Source organism: Streptomyces sp. NPDC028298 (assembly GCF_055565895.1).
The window spans coordinates 170,742-189,136 of record NZ_JBVHTL010000007.1; the positions used below are offsets into that span (position 1 = coordinate 170,742).

Below are 18,395 nucleotides of genomic sequence, written 5' to 3' on the forward strand. Positions count from 1 at the left end.
GGGCGGTCCGGGCCGGTGTCCGGCCCCGCGTCGTCGCCGCGCTTTCAGGTGGCCTGGGGCGCGGTGGGCGGCAGGCCCTCCAGGGCGGCGGGGGCGACGACGGCTCCGGTCAGGGCGGGCGCGGCCAGGTGGGCGGCCGCGGCGCGGGCCACGTCGGCGGCGGTCAGGGCGCGCAGCTTGTCCTCGTAGTGGGCCGGCCAGCTCGCGGGCAGTGCGCTCGCCAGCACGGCGGCGTACGTGGAGGCCAGTCCGGAGCGGGAGGAGCAGGCCATCGCCATGGAACCGACGGCGTAGTTCTGGGCGTTGCGCAGTTCCTGGGCGCTGAACGCGCCGTCGGCCAGGCGGCGGGTCTCCTCGGCGATGAGGGTCAGGGCGCGGGCGGCGCCGTCGTGGCGTACGTCGGCCTCCACGGTCAGTACGGCGTCGCCGCCCAGCGGGTCCAGGACGGCGCGGGGCGCGTAGGCCAGGCCCTCGCGTTCGCGCAGGACGAGGGTGAGGCGGCTGGCGTAGTAGCCGCCGAGCATGAGTGCGGCCAGTTGCAGGGCCGGGTAGTCGTCGTGGCCCCGGCCGGGCACCAGGGCGCCCAGGCGCAGCAGGGTCTGCGGGGTGGCCGGGTGGAGCACGGTGCGGCGCGGGCCCGGGGCGGGTGCGGGCGGGCGGGGGGCGTCGGCCCGGTCGTGCGGTGCGGTGGTGGTGCGGGGCAGCAGGGCGGCCGCCTGGGCCAGGAGTTCTCCGGCCGGGTCCGGGCCGACGAGGACGCTGTGGCGGCGGGCGGCGGGCGTGCTGTGCAGCAGGGCCGCGGTCTGGGCGCCGTCGACGCCGGCGGCGTCGGCCGCTGTGGCCGCGCGGCCGTAGGGGTGGGGGCCGAAGACGGCGGCGAGGAAGTGGCTGCGGGCGAGGTAGGCGGGTACGGCTTCGGCGGCGGCCAGCCGCCGGGCGACCCGGCCGGCCGCCTCGCGCACCCGGCGGGTCTGGTGGGGGCGGCCGGTGTCGAGGCAGTCGCGGATACGGGCGCGGGTGGCGGCGACGTCGTCGGCGAAGGTGCGCACCGCGACGACGGCCCGGTCGCCGCGTGCCTCCACGCGGACGGTCGCGAGGTCGGCGGCGGCCTCGGTGAGCGCGTCGCGCAGTGCCTCGGCCATCACCTCGACCCGGCTCTGGTGCGCGCCGGGTGCCGGTGTCAGCGGGAACAGCAGTCTGGCTTCGGCCAGTTGGCCGGTCCCGGCCCGCTGGACGGCGACGGCGGTGCCGCGGCCGGTGACCTGCTCGCTGTACGCGGGAGCACGGAAACGGGACACGGCCGCGGGCGCGGGTGCAGCGGGCGCGGGTGCGACGGGCCCGACGTGGGGGGCAGTGGGTGCGGCCGGCGTGGTCCGGGGTGCGGTGGGTGTGGTCCGGGGTGCGGTGGGGGCGGTCATCGTGCGGCTCCTGTGGGGACGGCGGTGACCGCGGCGGGCGCGCAGGCTGCGGGGGCGGGGCGGCTGGTGAGGCGGGCGGCGGGGGCGGCGGCGAGCCGGGCGGCCGCGGCGGCCACCTCGGTGTCGGGCAGCCGCAGCAGGGCGCCGGGCAGGCCGGCCAGGTGGAGCGGATCGCGGTGGACGGCGGCGCCCACGCACAGCCAGGACGCCTGGCCGGCCACGGAGTCCAGTTCGGCGTGCAGGGCCAGCGCGAGCTGGCGGCGGATCCGGGCCAGGGGCCCGGCCAGGGGCACGCTGCCGTCGGCGACGCAGGCCAGCACGGAGCGCAGGCAGTGTTCGGCCTCGTCGGGGTCGAGGTCCACGGGGTGCGGGAAGTCCACGGCGAACAGGGCGTCGCGGGCGACGTCGAAGGGGTTGCCGGTGCGGTGGGCGCGGGCCTTGAACGCGCCCCAGGTCCGCCGGGTGCCGCGGTGGCAGGCGCAGTCGGTGCCCAGGTCCTCCAGCAGTTCGCCCAGCAGCACGGTGGCCAGGTGTGCCTGGGGTGCGGTGGCCGGGTCGGGGGTGCGAAAGCCGAGCGCGGTGCGCGCGGTGGCGGCGATGCGTTCGTCGCGCAGTGCCCGGCGCGGGGCGGTGAGCGGGGCCTCCGCGGTGTGGGGGCGCGGCGGCCCGGTGCGGGCCGGCACCGGTGCCAGGTGCTGCTCGACCAGGTCGCGGGCGTGGTGGGGGTCGAAGTCGCCGACGAGGGCGAGGTGGGTGTTGCCGGGTGCGTAGGAGGCCTGGAAGAAGCGGCCCAGTTCGGCGGGGCCGAGGTCCCCCAGGGCCTCGATGTCGCCGTATCCGTTGTGCCGGTTGGCCCAGGTGTCGTGCAGCAGGGCGGGCAGGTCGAACAGCACCAGTCCGCCGTGCGGGCGTTGCAGCATGTTGCGGCGGATCTCGGCCTGGACGACGGCGGTCTGCGCCGTGACGTGGGCCGGGCCGAGGTCGGGGTCGGTGAGCCGGTCGTGTTCGATGCGCAGGGCGAGTTCGAGCGCGCCGGCCGGGAGGATGGCGGTGTACTGGGTGTAGTCGGCCGCGGTGCGCGCGTTGACGGTGCCGCCGGCGGCGGCGACCGCGTCGGTGAGCGGCCTGCTGCTGGAGGCGCCCTGGGCCAGGACGTGCTCCAGCAGGTGCGCGGCGCCGGCGACCGGTTCGTTGCGGAAACCGGTGCCGACGTGCAGGCAGGTGGCGACGACCTGGCAGCCGGGCAGCGGCTGCAGCAGGACGCTCAGCCCGTTGCCGAGAACGAGACGGGTCGGCTGTGAGGTCATCGGGGCTCCTCGTCCCACAGGGGTGTGTCGGTGCGCAGGACCGAGTAGAGGACCTGGTCGTGCCAGCGGCCCGAGCGCCACTGGGCGGAGCGAAGGGTGCCCTCGCGGGTGAAGCCGGCCTTTTCCAGGGCGCGTTGCTCGGCGAGGTTGGCGTGGTCGGTGAAGGCCTGGACGCGTTCGGCCCGGGTGTGGGCGAAGAGGTAGTCGACGACCTGGCGCTGGGCGGCGGTTCCGGTGCCGCGGCCGCGGGCGGCGGGCACCAGGGCGATGGCGATGGTCCAGCAGGCGGAGGTGTCGGGGCGTCCCCAGGCGGAGGCGAACCATTCGACGCGGCCCACCGCCCGGCCGGCGGCGGTGATGGTGAGCATGCCGCCCTCGCGGCCCAGGAGGCGGTCCTCGGCGTAGCGTTCGCGCAGCCGGTGGGTGGAGGTGAACCCGAACCACTGGAAGGGGCCGGTGCCGTCCTGGGTGGTGAACTCGCTCTCGAAGAGGTCGAGATCGCCGGGGACGACGGGACGCAGGGACACTTCGCTGCTCATGTGGATGGCTCCTTGGCCGCCGAGTCGGTGGGTGCCGCGCCGAGTCGACCGGCGGGCAGCGGGGCTTCAGCATCCACCACCTCCAGCCAGCCGGGCGGGGCGAGGGCGCCGCTCAGGTCGCGGTGCCCGGCCAGCCAGCGGCAGGCGAAGCGGACCAGGTCGCGCAGCGGCACGGCCCGGCAGTGCGCGCCGCCGACGCGTGCGTCGGCGAGGGGGGCGCCGGCGGCTTCGTAGGCGGCGCCCAGGGCGTCGAAGTCGCCTTCCCACACGAGGAGTTCGGGGACGCGGTGCCAGCGGCTGCCGCCGCGTCCGTCGGGTTCGGGCAGCGCCCACAGGCCGGCTCTGCGGCCCCGGTAGGCGGTGGCGTACTCGGCGAGGTGCAGGGCGGTGGTCTTGTTCCAGGGGGCGCCGAGCAGCAGGACGTGGGCGTCGAGGTCCCACAGCCGGCCCAGGGGTCCGTGGGCGGCGAGCCGCCAGGCGGCGGGGTGGGTGCGTACGACGGTGGCGGCGTGGGGGCCCTGGGCGGCGAAGGAGACGTGCGGGTGGCGGGAGCGCAGGGCGCCGGGCTGGGTGCGCAGCAGTTCGGGCAGCACGCCCATGGTGCGGGCGGCCGGGGTGCGCCGGGGGTCGAAGGGCGGCATCCGGGCGGCGATGCGCGGGTCGGTGGCGGCCTCGGCGAGGTCGGGGGCGCGCCAGGTGGAGGGATGGCAGAGCTGGGGGGTGAAGGCGGGCATGACGAGGGTGCCGTCGGGGCCCAGGGCATCACGCAGGGCGAGCAGGACGCCGTGGGCGCCGCCGACGACGTAGCCGAAGGAGCTGAGGGCGCTGTGGACGATGACGGTGGCACCGGGCCGCACGCCGAGGGCGGTGAGGCCGTCGGCGATCTGCGCCCGGGTGACGATGTGACGGCCCGTCATCGCGGCATCTCCGTACGGGTGTCGGCGGTGCGGGGGCCGGGACCTCGGGTGGCCCGGGAGGAGCGGGCGACGATGTGACGGCACACCGTCGCGACGCCGGGGCGCGGGGGTCCGAGGGTGCGGGGGCCGGGTCCGCCGGCGATCCGGGAGCGGGCACCGATGTGACGGTCTGTCATAACGGCACCTCCGTAGGGGTGTCGGCGGTTTGGGGGGTGAGTTCGTCGGTGACGGCGGAGAGCACCCAGCGGTACCAGGCGCGGATGTTGCCGGGGCGGCTGAGGGGGTGTGCCTCGGAGCGGAAGAAGGCGACCTCGCTGCGCACTCCCTGGCGGGCGAGGGCGCGGTGGGTGCGCAGGGTCTCGGTGGGCGGGACGAGTCCGTCCTGCAGTCCGTGCGAGAGCAGCACGCGGGCGTCGGGCCGTACGGGGCGCGGGGCGAGGCTGTTGACCTGGTAGAGCGGGCGCCATTCGGTGGGGTCGCCGAACTCGCGGATCCACTGCCAGCCCACGTCGCTGCCCTCGGCGACCTGGGTGAGGTCGAGGGGGGCGGCGTGCGCGACGACCAGGTCGGGGTTGAGCAGGTCGGCGGTGGTCAGGGCGAGGTAGCCGCCGAAGCTGCCGCCCATGAGGGCGAGGGGTGAGTCCAGCAGGCCCTCGGCGGCGCGGACGGCTTCGACCTGGGCGGCGGCGCTGGCGGCGATGCCGCCGCGCCACTGGCGCCAGCCGGTGCGCACCGCGTCGGGGTAGCCGAGGCTGAGCGGGGGTTCGACCAGGACGACGGCCAGGCCGCAGGCGACGAAGGGCCACGGGTTCCACCGCCAGGACCATTCGCCCCAGCTCTGGAACGGGCCGCCGTGGTAGAGGACGACGGTGGCGTGGGGTGTGCCGTGCTCGGGCAGGCAGAGCCAGCTCGCGACGTCGCCGTCGGTGCCGGGGATGCGCTGGGGCCGGTAGTGGAGCCGGCCGGGCCTGGGGGGTGCCTCGGCGGACACGACATGCTCGCCGGGGGGCCGGCCGGGGCCGGGGTGCAGGCCGGTCACCTCCAGGGCGGGCGGCAGGTCGGGGGCGGAGGTCAGGACGGCGGCGCGGCCGTCGTGGACGCGGGCGTGCATCACCGAGGCGCGGGTGGGCACCGGCCGCCAGGTGGCGTCGTCGAGGTCGTGGACGTACAGGCCGCGGCGCGGACCGGATTCGGCGGTGCACACCAGGCGGCGCGGTCCGTCCCAGCCGACGGGGCGCTGCCACAGCCCCCTCTCGGCGTTCAGCAGGACCGGCCGGCCCAGGTGTTCGCCGACGAGGCAGGCGTACTGGGTGATGGGCGCATTGTCGTGGCGTGGTGTGGTGCCCAGGTAGGCGACCTGTCCGCCGGGGCCGGGCACGGGGTAGCAGAGGTCGACGATGTCGCTGAAGAGCTCGCGGGTGACGCCCTCACCCCCGTCCTCATCCCTGTCTCGGTCTTCGTGGCCGGTGTCGACGGTGAGGGCGAGCAGGCCGAAGTTGCGTACGCCGTGGCGGTGGTGGCGCAGGGCGCCCAGGAACAGGGTGGCCGGGGTGGCCCAGGCGGCCTCGCCGGAGAGGGCGAGGCCGGCGGGGATGTGCGGGGTGAGCCGGTGCGGTTCGGTGCCGTCCAGCGGCACGAGGTGGACCTGCCAGGGTCCTTGGGGCTGTTTGGCGTAGCTGAGGGTCATGTCGGAGCCTTCGGCCCACACGGCGTCGGAGCCGGCCAGCAGTCCTTCGGGGTGTTCGCCGGGGCCGCCGAAGGTGCTGGTGGTCACCGCGAGGTGGCCGCCGCCGGGGCGGGGGGCGAGCGCGCCGACGTGTCCGGGGGTGGTCAGCAGGAGCCGTCCGGGGCCTCCGTCGGCGGGGCGCAGTTCCACCAGGGTGCGGCCCTCGGCGCGGCGGACGCAGACGTAGCCGCCGGGCACGGACAGGGCCTGGGTGCCCCAGGGCAGGGTCCAGCCGGCTTCCCAGGTGCCGTTGGGGCGGCGCCGGTAGTGGACCAGGTAAGGGTGTTCGGCGCCGTGGCGGGTGGGGACGTCGACGCGCAGGAGCAGGCCGTCGTCGCCGTGGGCGGCGACCTGGGTGGGGCGGGGCTCGGTGCAGTGCGCCTCGACCAGGGCCAGCGCCGACGCCGGAACCGGAGCCGACGCCGGGGCCGGGGCTGGGGCTGGGGCGGGGTTCTGGTCGGGGCGGGTGGGGGTGGGCGGTGCGGTGGGGGTCATCGGGTGGCCGCCGGCTCCCGCAGCAGCCGTGCGATCAGGGCGAGGTCGAAGGCGCCGGCGAGCCGGGCGGCCTCGGCGGTGTCGCGGAAGCCGCGTTCCAGCGCGCACAGCCGGTAGTCGTGATCGCAGTCGGTCTGCCACAGCTCCTGGAGCAGAGCGTGGCGCCGGCTGGTGGGGGCGGGGGGTGCGGCGGGGGGCAGCAGCAGGTGCAGGCAGCGCTGTTCCAGTTCGTCCAGGGTGCTGCCGGCGACGGCCTCGGGGGGCAGGTCCTGGTAGACGAGCCGGCCCGGCGGAAGACGGAAGGTGCGGGCCAGGAGGCGTTCGTCGGCGGTCCAGTGGGCGGTGGCCTCGGTGGCACGGGCCAGACGGGCATAGGGACGCGTGGCCGGAGCGAACCCGGCGGCACTCAACAACGCCCCGGCCGCACCGACGGCACCGGCCGTGCCTGTCGCACCAGCCGTGCCCGTCGCACTGGTGGCACCGGCAACTCCGGCGGCCCCGGCGGCTGTGGTGGTGGTGGCCAGGCGCAGTGTGTAGGCGCGGTGGCGTTCGGGGAAGTCGGGGGCGAACAGTTGCAGGCAGGCCAGGGCGAGCCGGGCGCCGACGGTGGAGCCGGGTTTGAGCGGCCGGTGTTCGAAATCCCATTCCCGGCCGTAGGAGCTGGTCCACACCTCGGCGGCGGACGCGGCGCCGGGGGCGGGGGGCGGGACGGGGCGGGCGGCCAGGGTGTCCAGGGCGTGCCGGGCGTCGCGGGTCTTGATGTCGCCGTGGTGCCGAAGGTGGTCCAGGAGCAGGTTCATGGCCTGGCGGTCGGGGCCGGCTGCGTGGCGCAGGCCCGTGTGGGAGCGTTCGGTGAAGTGCAGGCGGGCGGCGGCCTGTTCGAGGCGGGCCGCCTGGCCGGCGTCCAGGGTGCCGGCGTCGCGCAGTTCGGTCAGTGCGTGGCGGACGCAGACCATGGCCTCGGTCAGGCGGCGGGCGCCCGCGCTGTCGTCGGTGTGGAGCACGGCGACGTCCGCGTCCGCGCTCAGACGTCCCGCGCGGGCCTGTCCGTACACCTGGCCCAGGCCCTGCATGCCGAAGTCGGCGAGTTCGGCGGCGCGCAGCGCGCCGAGGCTGGCGGTGCCGGCGACGTGCACGCCGCGGGCGAGCTGGGCGAGGATCTCCTTGTGCCGGATGGGCGCGAAGTGCTGGTAGACGCCGTCGATGATGAGGACCTGGTCGCCGGGGCGCAGGGCCAGGTCGAACAGGTCGCCGTGGCGGATGGGCGGCCGGTAGGCGAAGGGGCCGCGGGGCCGCTGGTGTGCGGGCAGGGTGGGGCCGACGAAGGCGATGCGGCGGGGGGTCACGCGAAGCTCCTGCTGGCGAGGGACTGCGGGCGGGGGTGGTGCAGGGTGAGCCCGAGTCCCGGTGCGAAGACCTGGACGACGGCGGGCCAGGGCTGCCGGCCGGGGGTGAGGTCGACGGCGATGACGGGTCGTCCGGTGGTGCGGTGCACGGCGGTGACGAGGTCGTCGAGGACCTGTTCGAGGGTGCGGGAGGCGGCCGGTGGGGCCGGTGTGGGCATGGGTTCGGTGTGCCGGGGGGTGGGGCGTGGCCGGTCGGCCGGGGCGCCCAGGCGACGGAAGGTCCATTCGGGGATGTCGTCGCGGCCGCCGCTGATGGTGGAGCCGCGGCTCTGGACGGCTTCCAGCAGGGCGCGTTCGGCGGCGATCGCGGGGTCGGTGTGGCAGCCGGATCCGGCGAAGATCTGCCACATCTCGGGCTGGGTGAGCCAGCAGGTGTAGGCCCAGGTGCCCGGCACGGAGGGGATGCGTTCCAGGGCGACGTCGGCGCCGGCGGCGCGGATGCGGTCGACGACGGTGCCGAGCCGCTCGCCCAGGGTGTCCAGGTCGGTGGCGACGGCGTCGGCGGGGCGCAGCCGGGCCAGGGCGTCGCGTTCGACGGTCTCCAGCAGGGCGTGGAGGGTGGCTTCGACGTGGTCGTTGCCGGAGGCCAGGCCGTTGGTGGTGGTGACGAAGGTGGGGGGCTGCCAGCGGGCGGCGGCCCAGCCGCGCAGTCCGACGGCGGCCGAGGGGATCAGGCCCGGCGCGGCACCGGTCAGGTCCCAGCCCCTGGTCCATTCCAGGACGGTGCGGTCGTCGACCAGGGAGACGGGGTGCAGGGTCAGTTCGTCGACGCCGTAGCCGGGGTTCAGGGTGCGGGCGGTGCCGTGGGTGACGCCGGGGGGCCGGGCCTGTTCGGCGACGGCGACCTCCAGGGACTCCATCACCGCGGAGATGCGGGCGGCGGTGTGCGACAGGCCCTTGCCGGCGCTGGCGGCCAGGGTGGCGGCGGCGGGCCGGATCGCCGTCCACACCGGTACGCCGAGGATGTCGAGGCCGGTCAGGTCGGCGACGCGGGTGATGCCGCGGGCGGCGAGCTGCGGCTGGAGGCGGGCCCAGGTGTCCTCGAGGCCGAGGGTGCGCAGGGTGCCCTCGGCGACGGCCGCGGGTCCCCCGCCGCTCATCCAGGGTGCCCGGCCGGGTACCCGCGGCCCGCTCACCGGTGCTCCCTGCGCAGGGTGACCGCGGCCCGGGCGGTGGCGTTCTCGTCGGCGCGGGCGAGGTGGTCCAGCAGTGCCTGGCGCAGCAGTTCGGTGCGCTCGGCCAGGGGATGGTGGTGGTGGCTGTCGTGCAGGGCCTTGAAGACGGGGTCGCCGAGGAAGCCGGCGAGGAACACCTCGGCGAGGTTCTGCGCGGTGGGCTCCTCCACGGTGATGGCGATGTGGATGGAGTTGCCCTCGCGGGCGGTCGCGTAGTGCGGGGTGCCGTGCGGCATGTACATCACGTCGCCGGGGCGCAGGGTCAGCTCGATGCGGCGTTCGTCGGGGATGGCGCCCTCGTGGAGGACGGAGTCGCTGGTGGAGGTGTCGTCGACGCGGCCCACCACCCAGTCCTTGACGCCGGCGATCTGGAGGATGAAGACGTGCGCGCCGTCCATGTGGGCCTGCATGGCGGTCTTGCCGGGCGGGCTGAGGAAGACGAAGGACTCCAGTCCGCCGCTGAAGTGGGGTTCGAGGGCCTTGACCAGGGTGCGGATGCGCGGGTGCCAGTGCTCGGCCTGGTTGAACTTGAAGGTGGCGCCGTTCGCGAAGTCCTCGCGGATGCGCTCGGGTTCGATGAAGCCGGGCAGCTCGTGGCCGACCACGGTGCGTCTGCGGGTCATGTCGCTGATCGCGGTGCGTACGCCCTCGTTGAAGATGGTGAAGTAGGGCCGGGACAGCAGGCCGCAGTCGACCTCGTCCCACATCTCCTGCTCGGTGATGAGCCGGCTCAGATCGCTGTGCGCGCGCAGCAGGACGGGCTGGCCCGCCCAGTGGTCGCGGAAGAAGGTGTCGGTGTCGCCGACCAGGTGCTCCAGGCGTGCGGGCAGCACGTCGTGCCCGCCCGCACAGCCGGCACCGCATCCGCCGTCCTGGCCGGGGGGCCGGGCCGGTGCGGTCTGACGGGTCTCGGTGGTCGTGGTGGGCATCAGCCGATCGCCTCCCGCATCGTCTCGAGCGCGGTGCGCGCCCAGTGGTCGCCGTCCAGCGTCCGGGCCCGTTCGGTCAGGGCCGAGCGGACCTCGGCGGTACGGGCCGGGAGCGGGCGGGTGTGGAAGTGGTGGACGAGGTTGTGCTCGTCGTCGAGGAAGCGCCGCAGGAGCGCGTCGAGCAGGTCCTGCGGGGTCGGCTCGGTGAGCGTGAACGTCAGATGGAGGGAGTCGCCGCCGCGGGCGACGGCGTCGTGCGGCCAGCCGTGCGGCAGGTAGAGCACGTCACCGGGTTCGAGGGTGAAGACGTGGCTGGGCCGGGCGGCGTCCACGTCCAGGCCCGCCGAGGCGCCGACCTGGCCGGGTCCGGCGTACAGGTGCCACTCCTTGCGGCCTTCGAGCTGGATGACGAGCACGTGGGCGGCGTCCCGGTGGGGAAGCATGCCGCGTGATTCCTCGGGCGTGTGGAAGACGTAGGAGTTGACCGCGACGGGGCGGATCTCCTCCAGGTGCCGCGCGATGGCGCGGGTGGGGCGGTGCCAGTCGCCGACCTGGTTGAGCTTGAGGGAGGCGCCGCCCTTCATGTGGCGGGCGATCGCGGCGGGGTCGGCGAATCCGGCGACCTTGTGGCCGATCACGTCCCGCTTCGTGGTGTACGAGGACACCGTGGGCACCTCACCGTGGCGCAGCAGGGTGAAGTAGGGCCATTTCAGGAGGCTGGCGTCGAGCAGGCGCCGGACGGTGTCCGAGGTGAGCAGGGCCGAGGGGTCAAGGGCCTGCTTCTCGACGCGGTGCGCGCGTCCCCAGGTGCTGTCGCCGAGGAGCCTGCCGGTCAGGGCGGCAGGCAGAGGAGTGGCTGCGGGCATGCTGATGCCAACCTTTCCGGTCCGGGGGCGCCTGGGAGCATGTCGCTCCCAGGCGGCCGCCTGTCAGGCTGCTCAGGCCTCGTTGATCTGGCTGAGGACGGTCATGGGGGCGTCCGCGGCCTCCTCGTTGTTGTTGAGGACGGCGGCCTTCTCCGGGTCGAGGACGCCCTCGCCCGCCAGACGCGACTCGGCCGGAGAGGCGACGGCGTCGGTCTCGTTCAGGGACTGGAAAACGTCGCGCAGAGCCATGCGAAACCTCCTTTGGGGCCACTGCCGTTCAGTGACCGCATCTGGAGGGAACAGGACCTGACTCGGGATGTGCCTGGAGACCCCTCGTGCCCGGCTCGAACCACCGGCCACGGCCGCCCGACCTCCGCACGAGGCCCGGGAGTTCTCCTCCCGTACCTGGTACCGCGGGCCGGCCGGGGCGGTTCAGGTGCCGGGGCGGCCGGGATCCGGGGTGCGGTCCGGGACCAGGGCCAGGTGGCGCCGGCCGGCCGCGCGCACGCGCGCGGTGGAGGGCCCCGCCGGCCGGGACGGCACGACATCCGCCGGTACGGGTACGGGTACGGGTGCGGGCGGGGCGGGGGCGGGGAGGGGGCGGGGGCGGGTGACGGCGTCCTTGAGGGCGTGGGCGAACACCTCGATGTCCTCGGCCGAGTTGTCGTGGTGGACGGAGGCGCGTACGGCCGTGAGGACGCCGCGCTCGGGCAGGTACAGCGGGACCTCCTCGGCGACCGTCTTCCACACCACGACGCCGCGGTCGGCGAGCCGGCGGCGCACGAGTGCGGCGGGCACGTCCGGGTGGCGGAAGGTGACGATGCCGCTCTGGAGGCGTCCGGGGGCGATCAGTTCGGTGCCGGCGGTGTCCTCGACGGCGGCGCGCAGGCCGGGGGCGAGGTCGCTGCCGGGCGGCGAGGCCGGGTGCAGGGCCAGGGCCCGGTTCAGCGCGGCGGCCGCGGCGCCGTGCGGAGGCGCCAGGGGCAGGCCGCCGTGCGGGGCCAGCATCGTGCGCAGCCGTGGTGCCACGCCGGCGAATCCGGTCGCGTAGGGGCCTCGCAGGAACCTCCAGCCGTCCCCGGTCAGGAGGTGGCAGCCGATGCGGGCGGCGTCCAGGGGCAGTTGGCCCACCGCGTAGGAGGCGTCGACGGCGTACAGGCAGCGGTGGGGGGCCAGGAGGCGCCCGATGTCCTCGACGGGATGGACGATGCCGCAGCCGGAGGGCACGTGCGGGACGCAGACGAGGGCGACGTCGCCGCCGATGTGCCGTGCCATCCACTCCAGGTCGAGGTCGCCGTCGGGGCGCAGCGGTACGACCTCCAGCCGGCAGCCGGTGCGGGCGCGCAGCGCGAGGACGGCGCTGAGGTTGGCGGCCGACTCGTAGGGCGTGGTCCAGACGCGGTCGCGCGGGCCCAGCGGCAGCCGGGACAGCACGGCGGCGAACGCGTCGGCGGCGCCGGTGCACAGGAAGGTGTCCCCGGGCGGCATGCCCAGCAGGGCGGCCAGCCGCTCGTGGATCTCCCGGTGCAGGACGTCCTCGAGGCGTTCGTCCAGCTCGTAGGGACCGTGGCGGTCCTCGAAACGCGTCCACTCGGTGAGGACCTCCCGTACGGCCGCGGGCATGCGGCCCGTGCCGGCCGGGTTGAGGTGGATCCTGCGGTCACCGTGGGATTTCTCGTTCACTTCAGGGGCCTCCCCCCACAGGTGAGGCAAATGATTGCCTAGTTCTTGGCAACACCTTGCCTTCCGTGTTGGAGTTTTGGCAACCTCGGACAGCACCGGCTCAGGCACGGCTCTAGTTGCCGGGCCGGCGGCAGGGGTCTCGACCGCGTCCGGCCCGGTTCCCCAGGAATTGCCAAGCGTTGCCAGAGCGTTTCCGGCTCTGCCAAGAATCCTCGTTTCCGCAGCTCAGGGCGGCTTTTTCTAGGCAACTCGGCGACGGTGGGCCGCCTCCTGGGGTGTTCCTGGCGTGCACCTTGAGTCCGAATCGACCCATTCCCGACCAATTTGCGAGCTTTGGTTGCCAATCTTCTTGGCAGAAGGTTGCCAAGCAACGAAAACGAAATTGACACCGAGGAGCCCGCCATGAACCGCATCGCCCGCATCGCCGTCGCCGCCGCCGCCCTCACCGCCTTCTCCGCCGCGGGTGCCACCGCCGCCGACGCGATCGACTGGCCGACGACGGCGAAGACGGTCTCCACGTTCCAGGCCGGCGACATCAACTGGCCGGTCGCCCCCACCGCGGTCCAGGCCGACACCCACTGGCCCACCGCCCCCACCGCGGTCCAGGTCGGCGACATCAACTGGCCGGTCGCCCCGGCCGCGATCCAGGCCGACACCCACTGGCCGACCGCGCCGACCGCCGTGCAGGTCGGTGACATCAACTGGCCGGTGGCCCCCGCCGCGGTCCAGGCCGACACCCACTGGCCGGTCGCCCCCACCGCCGTGCAGGCCGGTGACATCAACTGGCCGGTCGCCCCGGCCGTCGCCAGCGTCTGATCCGCGCCCCGGGCCTTCGCGCCCGCCCCGTGACGCCCCCGCAGGCAGCGACGCCCAGCGGGGGCTTCGGTGTTTCCCGGGGTGGCATCCGCACGCGGCACGGCGTCCCGGTGATCGCCGGCCACTCCCCCGCCCCGGGCGCCTTGGCAACCTCGCCCCCGCCGCCCCGGCGGCAACGCCCCCTCGCCACCAGCGACTCCAGTGCCGCTCGACCGCCTCAGGACCCCACCTCAGGCCACCCTTGCCACCATTCAGGCAATATTTTGCCAAGCCGGAAGGCTGTCATAAGGAGCGAGTGGCGATGTCCATCTCCGGCCTCATCGAGCAGCAGGTCCAGGAGCGTCCCGACGCGGTCGCGGTGCACCATCCCGAGCAGGCCGGCGGCCCCGGCGGCCGGCTCACCTACCGGGAGCTGGGCCGCGCGGCCAACCGTCTCGCCGCCCATCTGCGGGCGCGCGGCATCGGCCGCGGCGACCGGGTGGTGACCTCGCTGCGGCCGGGCCCGGAGACGGTGACGGCGTTCCTGGGGATCGTGCGGGCCGGGGCGGCCTACGTCCCCCTGGACCCGGCCGACGGTGCGGAGCGGCGGCGGCTGATCGTGCGGGACAGTGCGGCCGCGGCGGTGCTGAGCGACAGCGCGGGCGTCGGGGACTACGCGGGTCTGGACACGGTGGTCCTCGCGCTGGACGCCGAGGCGCCCGAGATCGCGCGGCGCTGCGCGGAGCTGCCCGAGCAGACGGCCGGCCCGGACGACGCCTTGTGCGTCTGGTACGCCCCTGGTGGCGTCGAGGGTGTCGTCGTGCCGCATCGGGCGGTGCTGGACCTGGTGGGCGGCTCGGCCCCGGCGCGGCCGGAGCCCGCCGGTGTGGCGGGCCGGACCGGTGCCGGGCGGGCCTTCGACGCGGCCGTCTTCGCGGTGTGGGGTGCTCTGGCGTCGGGTGCTCTGGCGTCGGGTGCCCGGCCCGCCGGCGGCCCGGGCGAGGACGGCGGACGAAAGCAGCCCGAAGGGGCGGATGAGCGGGTCGAACGGGGGGCGGAGTGGGCCGAGTTGTGCGGGCGGCGCTTTCGGCTCGGTGAGGTCGAGTCGGTGCTGGGCGCGCATCCGGCGGTGTCGGCGGCCGCGGTGTCGGTGCACGAGGGCGCGGACGGCGGCAGGCGTCTGGTGGCGCATGTGGTGCCGGCCCGTCCGGCCGCGGCGGCCGCCGACCAGGACGCGCAGACCGCGCAGTGGAAGGAGATCCACGAGGCGCTGCACGCCGGTGCCGCGGCTCGCGCGCTGGGGGACGACTTCACCGGCTGGACCAGCAGTTACGACGCCCTGCCGATCCCGCTGGAGGAGCTGCGGGAGTGGCAGTACGCGACCCTCGACCGGATCAGGGAGCTGCCGCGCCGGCGGGTGCTGGAGATCGGGGTGGGCGGCGGGCTGCTGCTGGCCCACCTCGCGCGGGAGGAGGAGGTGCAGGAGTACTGGGCCACCGACTTCTCCCCCGCCGCCGTGACCGCGCTGGGCGCGCGGGTGGAGGCGGATGCGGTGTTGAGGGACAAGGTGCGGCTGGACTGCCGTGACGCCGAGGACACCGGTGGACTGCCCGCGGGTCATTTCGACGTGGTCGTCGTCAACTCGGTCGTGCAGTACCTGCCGGGCCTGGCCCGGCTGCGCACGGTCCTGGAGCGGGTGCTGGCGCTGCTGGCCCCGGGCGGCTCGCTGTTCCTGGGCGATGTGCGCAGCCTGGATCTGGCGTGCTGTCTGCAGACCGGGATCGCGCTGGCCCGGCCGGGCGGGGCGGGCGGTGACCGGGAGGCGCTGCGGCGCGGTATCGGGCACCGGGTGGCCACGGAGACCGAACTGCTGCTCTCCCCCGCCCTGTTCGGTGCGCTGGCCCGAAGGCTGCCCCGGGTGCGTGCGGTCGATGTGCGGCTCAAGCGGGGGGTGCATCACAACGAGCTGTCGCGCTACCGCTACGACGTGGTGCTCTCCACCGCCGAGCCGGTCGCCGACCTGGCCGGTGTGGCCGTCGTGCGCTGGGGTGCGGACGTGGCGGGCGGGCTGGAGGTGGTGGACCGGGTGGTGGCGGCGCGTCCGGCCGTGGTGCGTCTGGCCGGGGTGCCCAACCGGCGGGTGCACGACGAGTACGCGGCGATGCGGTCCCTCTTCGATCCCCGCGAGAGCCTCGATCTGCCGCCGCAGGACGCCGTGGCGCCCGATGTGGAGGCGCTGTGCGAGCGGGCCGAGCACCTGGGCTACCGGGCGCTGCCCACCTGGGGTGAGAGTCCCGAGCTCCTCGACATCGTGCTGCTCGATCCCGCGCGGGTGCCCGCGGGTGCGGTGACGGGCGTGTACGCGGCGGCCACCGGGACGGGGCCGGGGAGCGGCACCGGGGTGGAGGGGTTGGAGGGGTGGGCCAGTGTTCCGGCCGCTTTCGAGCACGGGGTCGATCTGGAGGTCGTGCTGCGTGCCCATCTGCGGGAGCGTCTGGCGGAGCACATGGTGCCGTCGGTGCTGATGACGGTGGAGGCGCTGCCGCCGGACGGCGCCGGCGGGGTGGACCGTGCGGCGCTGCCGGTGCCGGCCCGTGGCGCCGACCGTCCGTTCACCCAGCCCGGCACGCCGATCCAGGAGATCGTGCGTGACCTGTTCGCCGAGGTGGTGGGTCTGCCCCGGCACCGGGTGCAGGCGGAGTCGGACTTCTTCCGCATCGGCGGGCACTCGCTGGCGGCGGCCCGGCTGCTGTCCCGGGTCCGCGAGACGCTGGGGGTCGATCCGGGCAGCCGGGCCCTGTACGAGGCGCCGACTCCGGCCGCGTTCGCCGTGCTGGTCGGTGACGTGCCCGCCGCGGTGATCGGGCCGGACGACACGGCCGGTGACAGCCGCGCGTTCTCGCTGCGGCTGCGCGGGAGGCTGGACCGGCGGGCGCTGGAGGTGGCGCTGGAGGATCTGGGACGCCGTCATGAGGCGCTGCGCAATGTCCGGCTGGGGGCGGCGGGGACGCGGCTGCGGGCGCTGGCGGTGGACGACCATCTGCTGGAGGTGGCCCTGCCGGCCGACGCGGTGGACCTGTGGTCGCATGTGCCGCTGGCCGCCGACCTGGCCCGGGCCTATGGGGCGCGGGCCTGCGGGGGCGCCCCGCACCGCTCGCCGGCCGGGCTGGACGCGGCGCCCCGCGCGGTCTTCGGCGACCGGCTGCCCGCGGCGCTGCCGGGCAGCGGGCCGCGCTCCGCCCACGCCTCCTGGGGCACCCTGGAGCGCGCCCTGGAGGCGGACCTGCACGCGGAGCTGACGCGGTGGGCGGCCGGGCAGGGCGCCACCGTGTTCATGGTGGTGCACGCAGCTCTCGTGGCGCTGCTGGGCCGGCTGGGTGTGCCCGGTCCGGTGACCGTGGCCGCGCCCGTCCCGGCGCGGGACAGTGCCGCGCTGCGCGAGGCGGTGGGTCCCTACGGGCGGGTGCTGGCGCTGACGGTGGACGCCTCGGGCGATCCGTCCTTCACCGAGCTGCTGGGCCGGGTCCGTGAGCGGGACCTGGCCGCCTACCGGGACGGTGAGGCGGCGCTGGCGGCGCTGCCCGGCGGGGTGGCGCTGGCGGTGGTGCAGGAGTGTGTGGGCCGCTTCGAGGCGGGCGGGCTGTCGGTGCGGGCGGAGCACTGCACGCCCGCGGTGCCGGCCGCGGACCTGGGGCTGACGCTGACCGAGCGGCAGACTCCGGCGGGTGGCGCGGCGGGTGCCGCGCTCAGCGTGACCTTCCGTCACGAGACGGTCGGGGAGCGGGCCGCGGCCCGTCTGGCCGGTCAGCTCACCGCCGTACTGCGCTCGGCTCTCGAGGCGCCCGCCACGCCGCTGAGCCGGCTGCGGCTGGGACCGGGACCGGAGACGGCGGGCGGGGTGTGGGCGGGTGAGGAGGTGACTGCGGCCCGGCAGGACGTGGCGGCGCTGTTCGCGGCGCAGGTGGCGCGCGATCCGGGGGCGCTCGCGCTGGAGGGCCTGGACTATGCCGGGCTCGACGCCCGCTCGGAGCTGCTGGCGCATGCCCTGATCGAGCACCGGGCCGGTCCGGGGAGCTGTGTGCTGACCGCGCTGTCCTCACCGGCCGGGTTCGCGGTGGCCGCGCTGGCGGTGGCCAAGACGGGGGCCGCGCTGGCGGTGGTGGACCCCTCGCTGGATGTCGCCGAGTCGCTGCGGCCGGCGGTGCTGCTGCTGGACGAGACCGCGGACCTGCTGCTGCCCGAGGTGCCGGGTGCGGTGCGGCTGGTGCGTGAGGAGGGGGCCGAGCGGTGGCCGCCCGCCGGGTCCTGTCCGGTGGGGCGGGCCGAGCGGATCCGTCCGCTGCGCGCGGGCGATCCGCTGCTGCTGCTGCCCGGTGAGGGCGGCACCGTCGCGGTGGGCGCGGCGACGGTCACCGCGGCGCGGCCGGCCGACGCGGCCTGGCTGGTGCGCGGCTACCCCGACGGGGACGCGGCGATCGGGCTGCTGGGTGCTCTGGCCGGCGGGGCGCGGGTGCACGTCCCGGACCGCTCGCTGACCCGGGAGGTGCCGCACGAGGTGCTGGGGTGGCTGCGCCGGCAGGGGGCGCGGGTGGTGCTGGGCGGTGCCGACGACGTGCTGAGCGCGCTGGTCGCGCTGGCCCGCGGCGAGGGGGTCGAGCTGACCGTGAGCGGCGGCTGGGCGGAGGCCCGGCTCGTCGTGGAGCACACGCCCGGTGGTGCGGCCCGTCCCGCCCCCGGTCACCGCGCCTATCTCCTCGACGCGCGGCTGCGGCCGGTGGGCCCGGGGGGCACCGGTTCCCTGTACATCGCGGGAGTCGGGGTGGCCTGCGGGTACACCGGTGCCCGCGGGGCGGCGGGCTGCGAGCGGTTCCTGCCCGATCCCTTCGGCGGCGGTCCGGCCGGCGGCACGGCCCGGATGTGGCGCACCGGGCGGGCCGCCCGCCTCGACGAGTACGGCAATCTGCGGGTGCTGGACGCTCCGGCGCACGACGACCCGTACGACGACGCGTCCGCCGCGTTCGTGGTGCTGGCGGACGCGGCCGGCCACCGGGCACTGTGGCCGGCCGGGGCCGGCGTGCCGCCCGGCTGGTCCAGGACACCCGAGCACCGCTGAACGAGGGCAGGGACGGCTCCGGGGCG

14 protein-coding genes are annotated in these 18,395 nt (G+C 75.7%); 2 read left to right on the forward strand and 12 right to left on the reverse strand.

Annotated elements, in window-relative coordinates; all coding sequences use genetic code 11:
• Nucleotides 1-44 precede the first annotated feature (44 nt).
• The 12 genes from ACZ4TO_RS29120 to ACZ4TO_RS29175 all read right to left on the reverse strand — a co-directional run bounded on the left by ACZ4TO_RS29120 (nucleotide 45) and on the right by ACZ4TO_RS29175 (nucleotide 12,461).
• Nucleotides 45-1,418 (reverse strand): M16 family metallopeptidase, encoded by a 1,374-nt coding sequence (locus tag ACZ4TO_RS29120; protein WP_468025653.1) that lies wholly within the window; start codon nucleotides 1,416-1,418, stop codon nucleotides 45-47.
• Nucleotides 1,415-2,725, reverse strand: a complete 1,311-nt coding sequence (locus tag ACZ4TO_RS29125; protein ID WP_468025654.1) for a M16 family metallopeptidase — start codon at nucleotides 2,723-2,725, stop codon at nucleotides 1,415-1,417. The genes ACZ4TO_RS29120 and ACZ4TO_RS29125 overlap by 4 nt, the downstream gene beginning before the upstream one ends.
• Nucleotides 2,722-3,264: a GNAT family N-acetyltransferase gene (locus ACZ4TO_RS29130; RefSeq protein WP_468025655.1), complete on the reverse strand. Its 543-nt coding sequence runs from the start codon at nucleotides 3,262-3,264 to the stop codon at nucleotides 2,722-2,724. The genes ACZ4TO_RS29125 and ACZ4TO_RS29130 overlap by 4 nt, the downstream gene beginning before the upstream one ends.
• The gene (locus ACZ4TO_RS29135) at nucleotides 3,261-4,181 is read right to left on the reverse strand and encodes an AAC(3) family N-acetyltransferase (RefSeq protein ID WP_468025656.1); all 921 of its coding nucleotides are present in this window, start codon (nucleotides 4,179-4,181) and stop codon (nucleotides 3,261-3,263) included. The genes ACZ4TO_RS29130 and ACZ4TO_RS29135 overlap by 4 nt, the downstream gene beginning before the upstream one ends.
• Nucleotides 4,178-4,357, reverse strand: coding sequence for a hypothetical protein (locus ACZ4TO_RS29140; RefSeq protein ID WP_468025657.1), 180 nt, complete (start codon nucleotides 4,355-4,357; stop codon nucleotides 4,178-4,180). The genes ACZ4TO_RS29135 and ACZ4TO_RS29140 overlap by 4 nt, the downstream gene beginning before the upstream one ends.
• Nucleotides 4,354-6,402: a S9 family peptidase gene (locus ACZ4TO_RS29145; protein ID WP_468025658.1), complete on the reverse strand. Its 2,049-nt coding sequence runs from the start codon at nucleotides 6,400-6,402 to the stop codon at nucleotides 4,354-4,356. The genes ACZ4TO_RS29140 and ACZ4TO_RS29145 overlap by 4 nt, the downstream gene beginning before the upstream one ends.
• On the reverse strand, nucleotides 6,399-7,748 hold the full coding sequence (locus ACZ4TO_RS29150; RefSeq protein ID WP_468025659.1) for a TfuA-like protein: 1,350 nt from the start codon (nucleotides 7,746-7,748) through the stop codon (nucleotides 6,399-6,401). The genes ACZ4TO_RS29145 and ACZ4TO_RS29150 overlap by 4 nt, the downstream gene beginning before the upstream one ends.
• Nucleotides 7,745-8,944, reverse strand: coding sequence for a YcaO-like family protein (locus ACZ4TO_RS29155; protein ID WP_382778259.1), 1,200 nt, complete (start codon nucleotides 8,942-8,944; stop codon nucleotides 7,745-7,747). The genes ACZ4TO_RS29150 and ACZ4TO_RS29155 overlap by 4 nt, the downstream gene beginning before the upstream one ends.
• A complete protein-coding gene (locus tag ACZ4TO_RS29160; protein ID WP_468025660.1) occupies nucleotides 8,941-9,912 on the reverse strand; it encodes a JmjC domain-containing protein in 972 nt (323 codons plus the stop codon). Before ACZ4TO_RS29160 ends, ACZ4TO_RS29155 begins: the two co-directional genes overlap by 4 nt.
• Nucleotides 9,912-10,778, reverse strand: coding sequence for a JmjC domain-containing protein (locus ACZ4TO_RS29165; RefSeq protein ID WP_382778261.1), 867 nt, complete (start codon nucleotides 10,776-10,778; stop codon nucleotides 9,912-9,914). The genes ACZ4TO_RS29160 and ACZ4TO_RS29165 overlap by 1 nt, the downstream gene beginning before the upstream one ends.
• 72 nt (nucleotides 10,779-10,850) lie before the next feature.
• Nucleotides 10,851-11,027 carry a hypothetical protein gene (locus tag ACZ4TO_RS29170; protein ID WP_351867782.1) on the reverse strand — a complete coding sequence of 59 codons (177 nt, stop codon included), beginning with the start codon at nucleotides 11,025-11,027 and terminating at the stop codon, nucleotides 10,851-10,853.
• A gap of 183 nt (nucleotides 11,028-11,210) precedes the next feature.
• The gene (locus tag ACZ4TO_RS29175) at nucleotides 11,211-12,461 is read right to left on the reverse strand and encodes an aminotransferase class V-fold PLP-dependent enzyme (RefSeq protein WP_468025661.1); all 1,251 of its coding nucleotides are present in this window, start codon (nucleotides 12,459-12,461) and stop codon (nucleotides 11,211-11,213) included.
• 402 nt (nucleotides 12,462-12,863) lie between these two features.
• Between ACZ4TO_RS29175 and ACZ4TO_RS29180 the strand changes: the two genes are divergently transcribed.
• Nucleotides 12,864-13,277, forward strand: coding sequence for a hypothetical protein (locus ACZ4TO_RS29180; protein ID WP_468025662.1), 414 nt, complete (start codon nucleotides 12,864-12,866; stop codon nucleotides 13,275-13,277).
• A gap of 301 nt (nucleotides 13,278-13,578) precedes the next feature.
• A complete protein-coding gene (locus ACZ4TO_RS29185) occupies nucleotides 13,579-18,369 on the forward strand; it encodes an AMP-binding protein (RefSeq protein WP_468025663.1) in 4,791 nt (1,596 codons plus the stop codon).
• Nucleotides 18,370-18,395 lie beyond the last annotated feature (26 nt).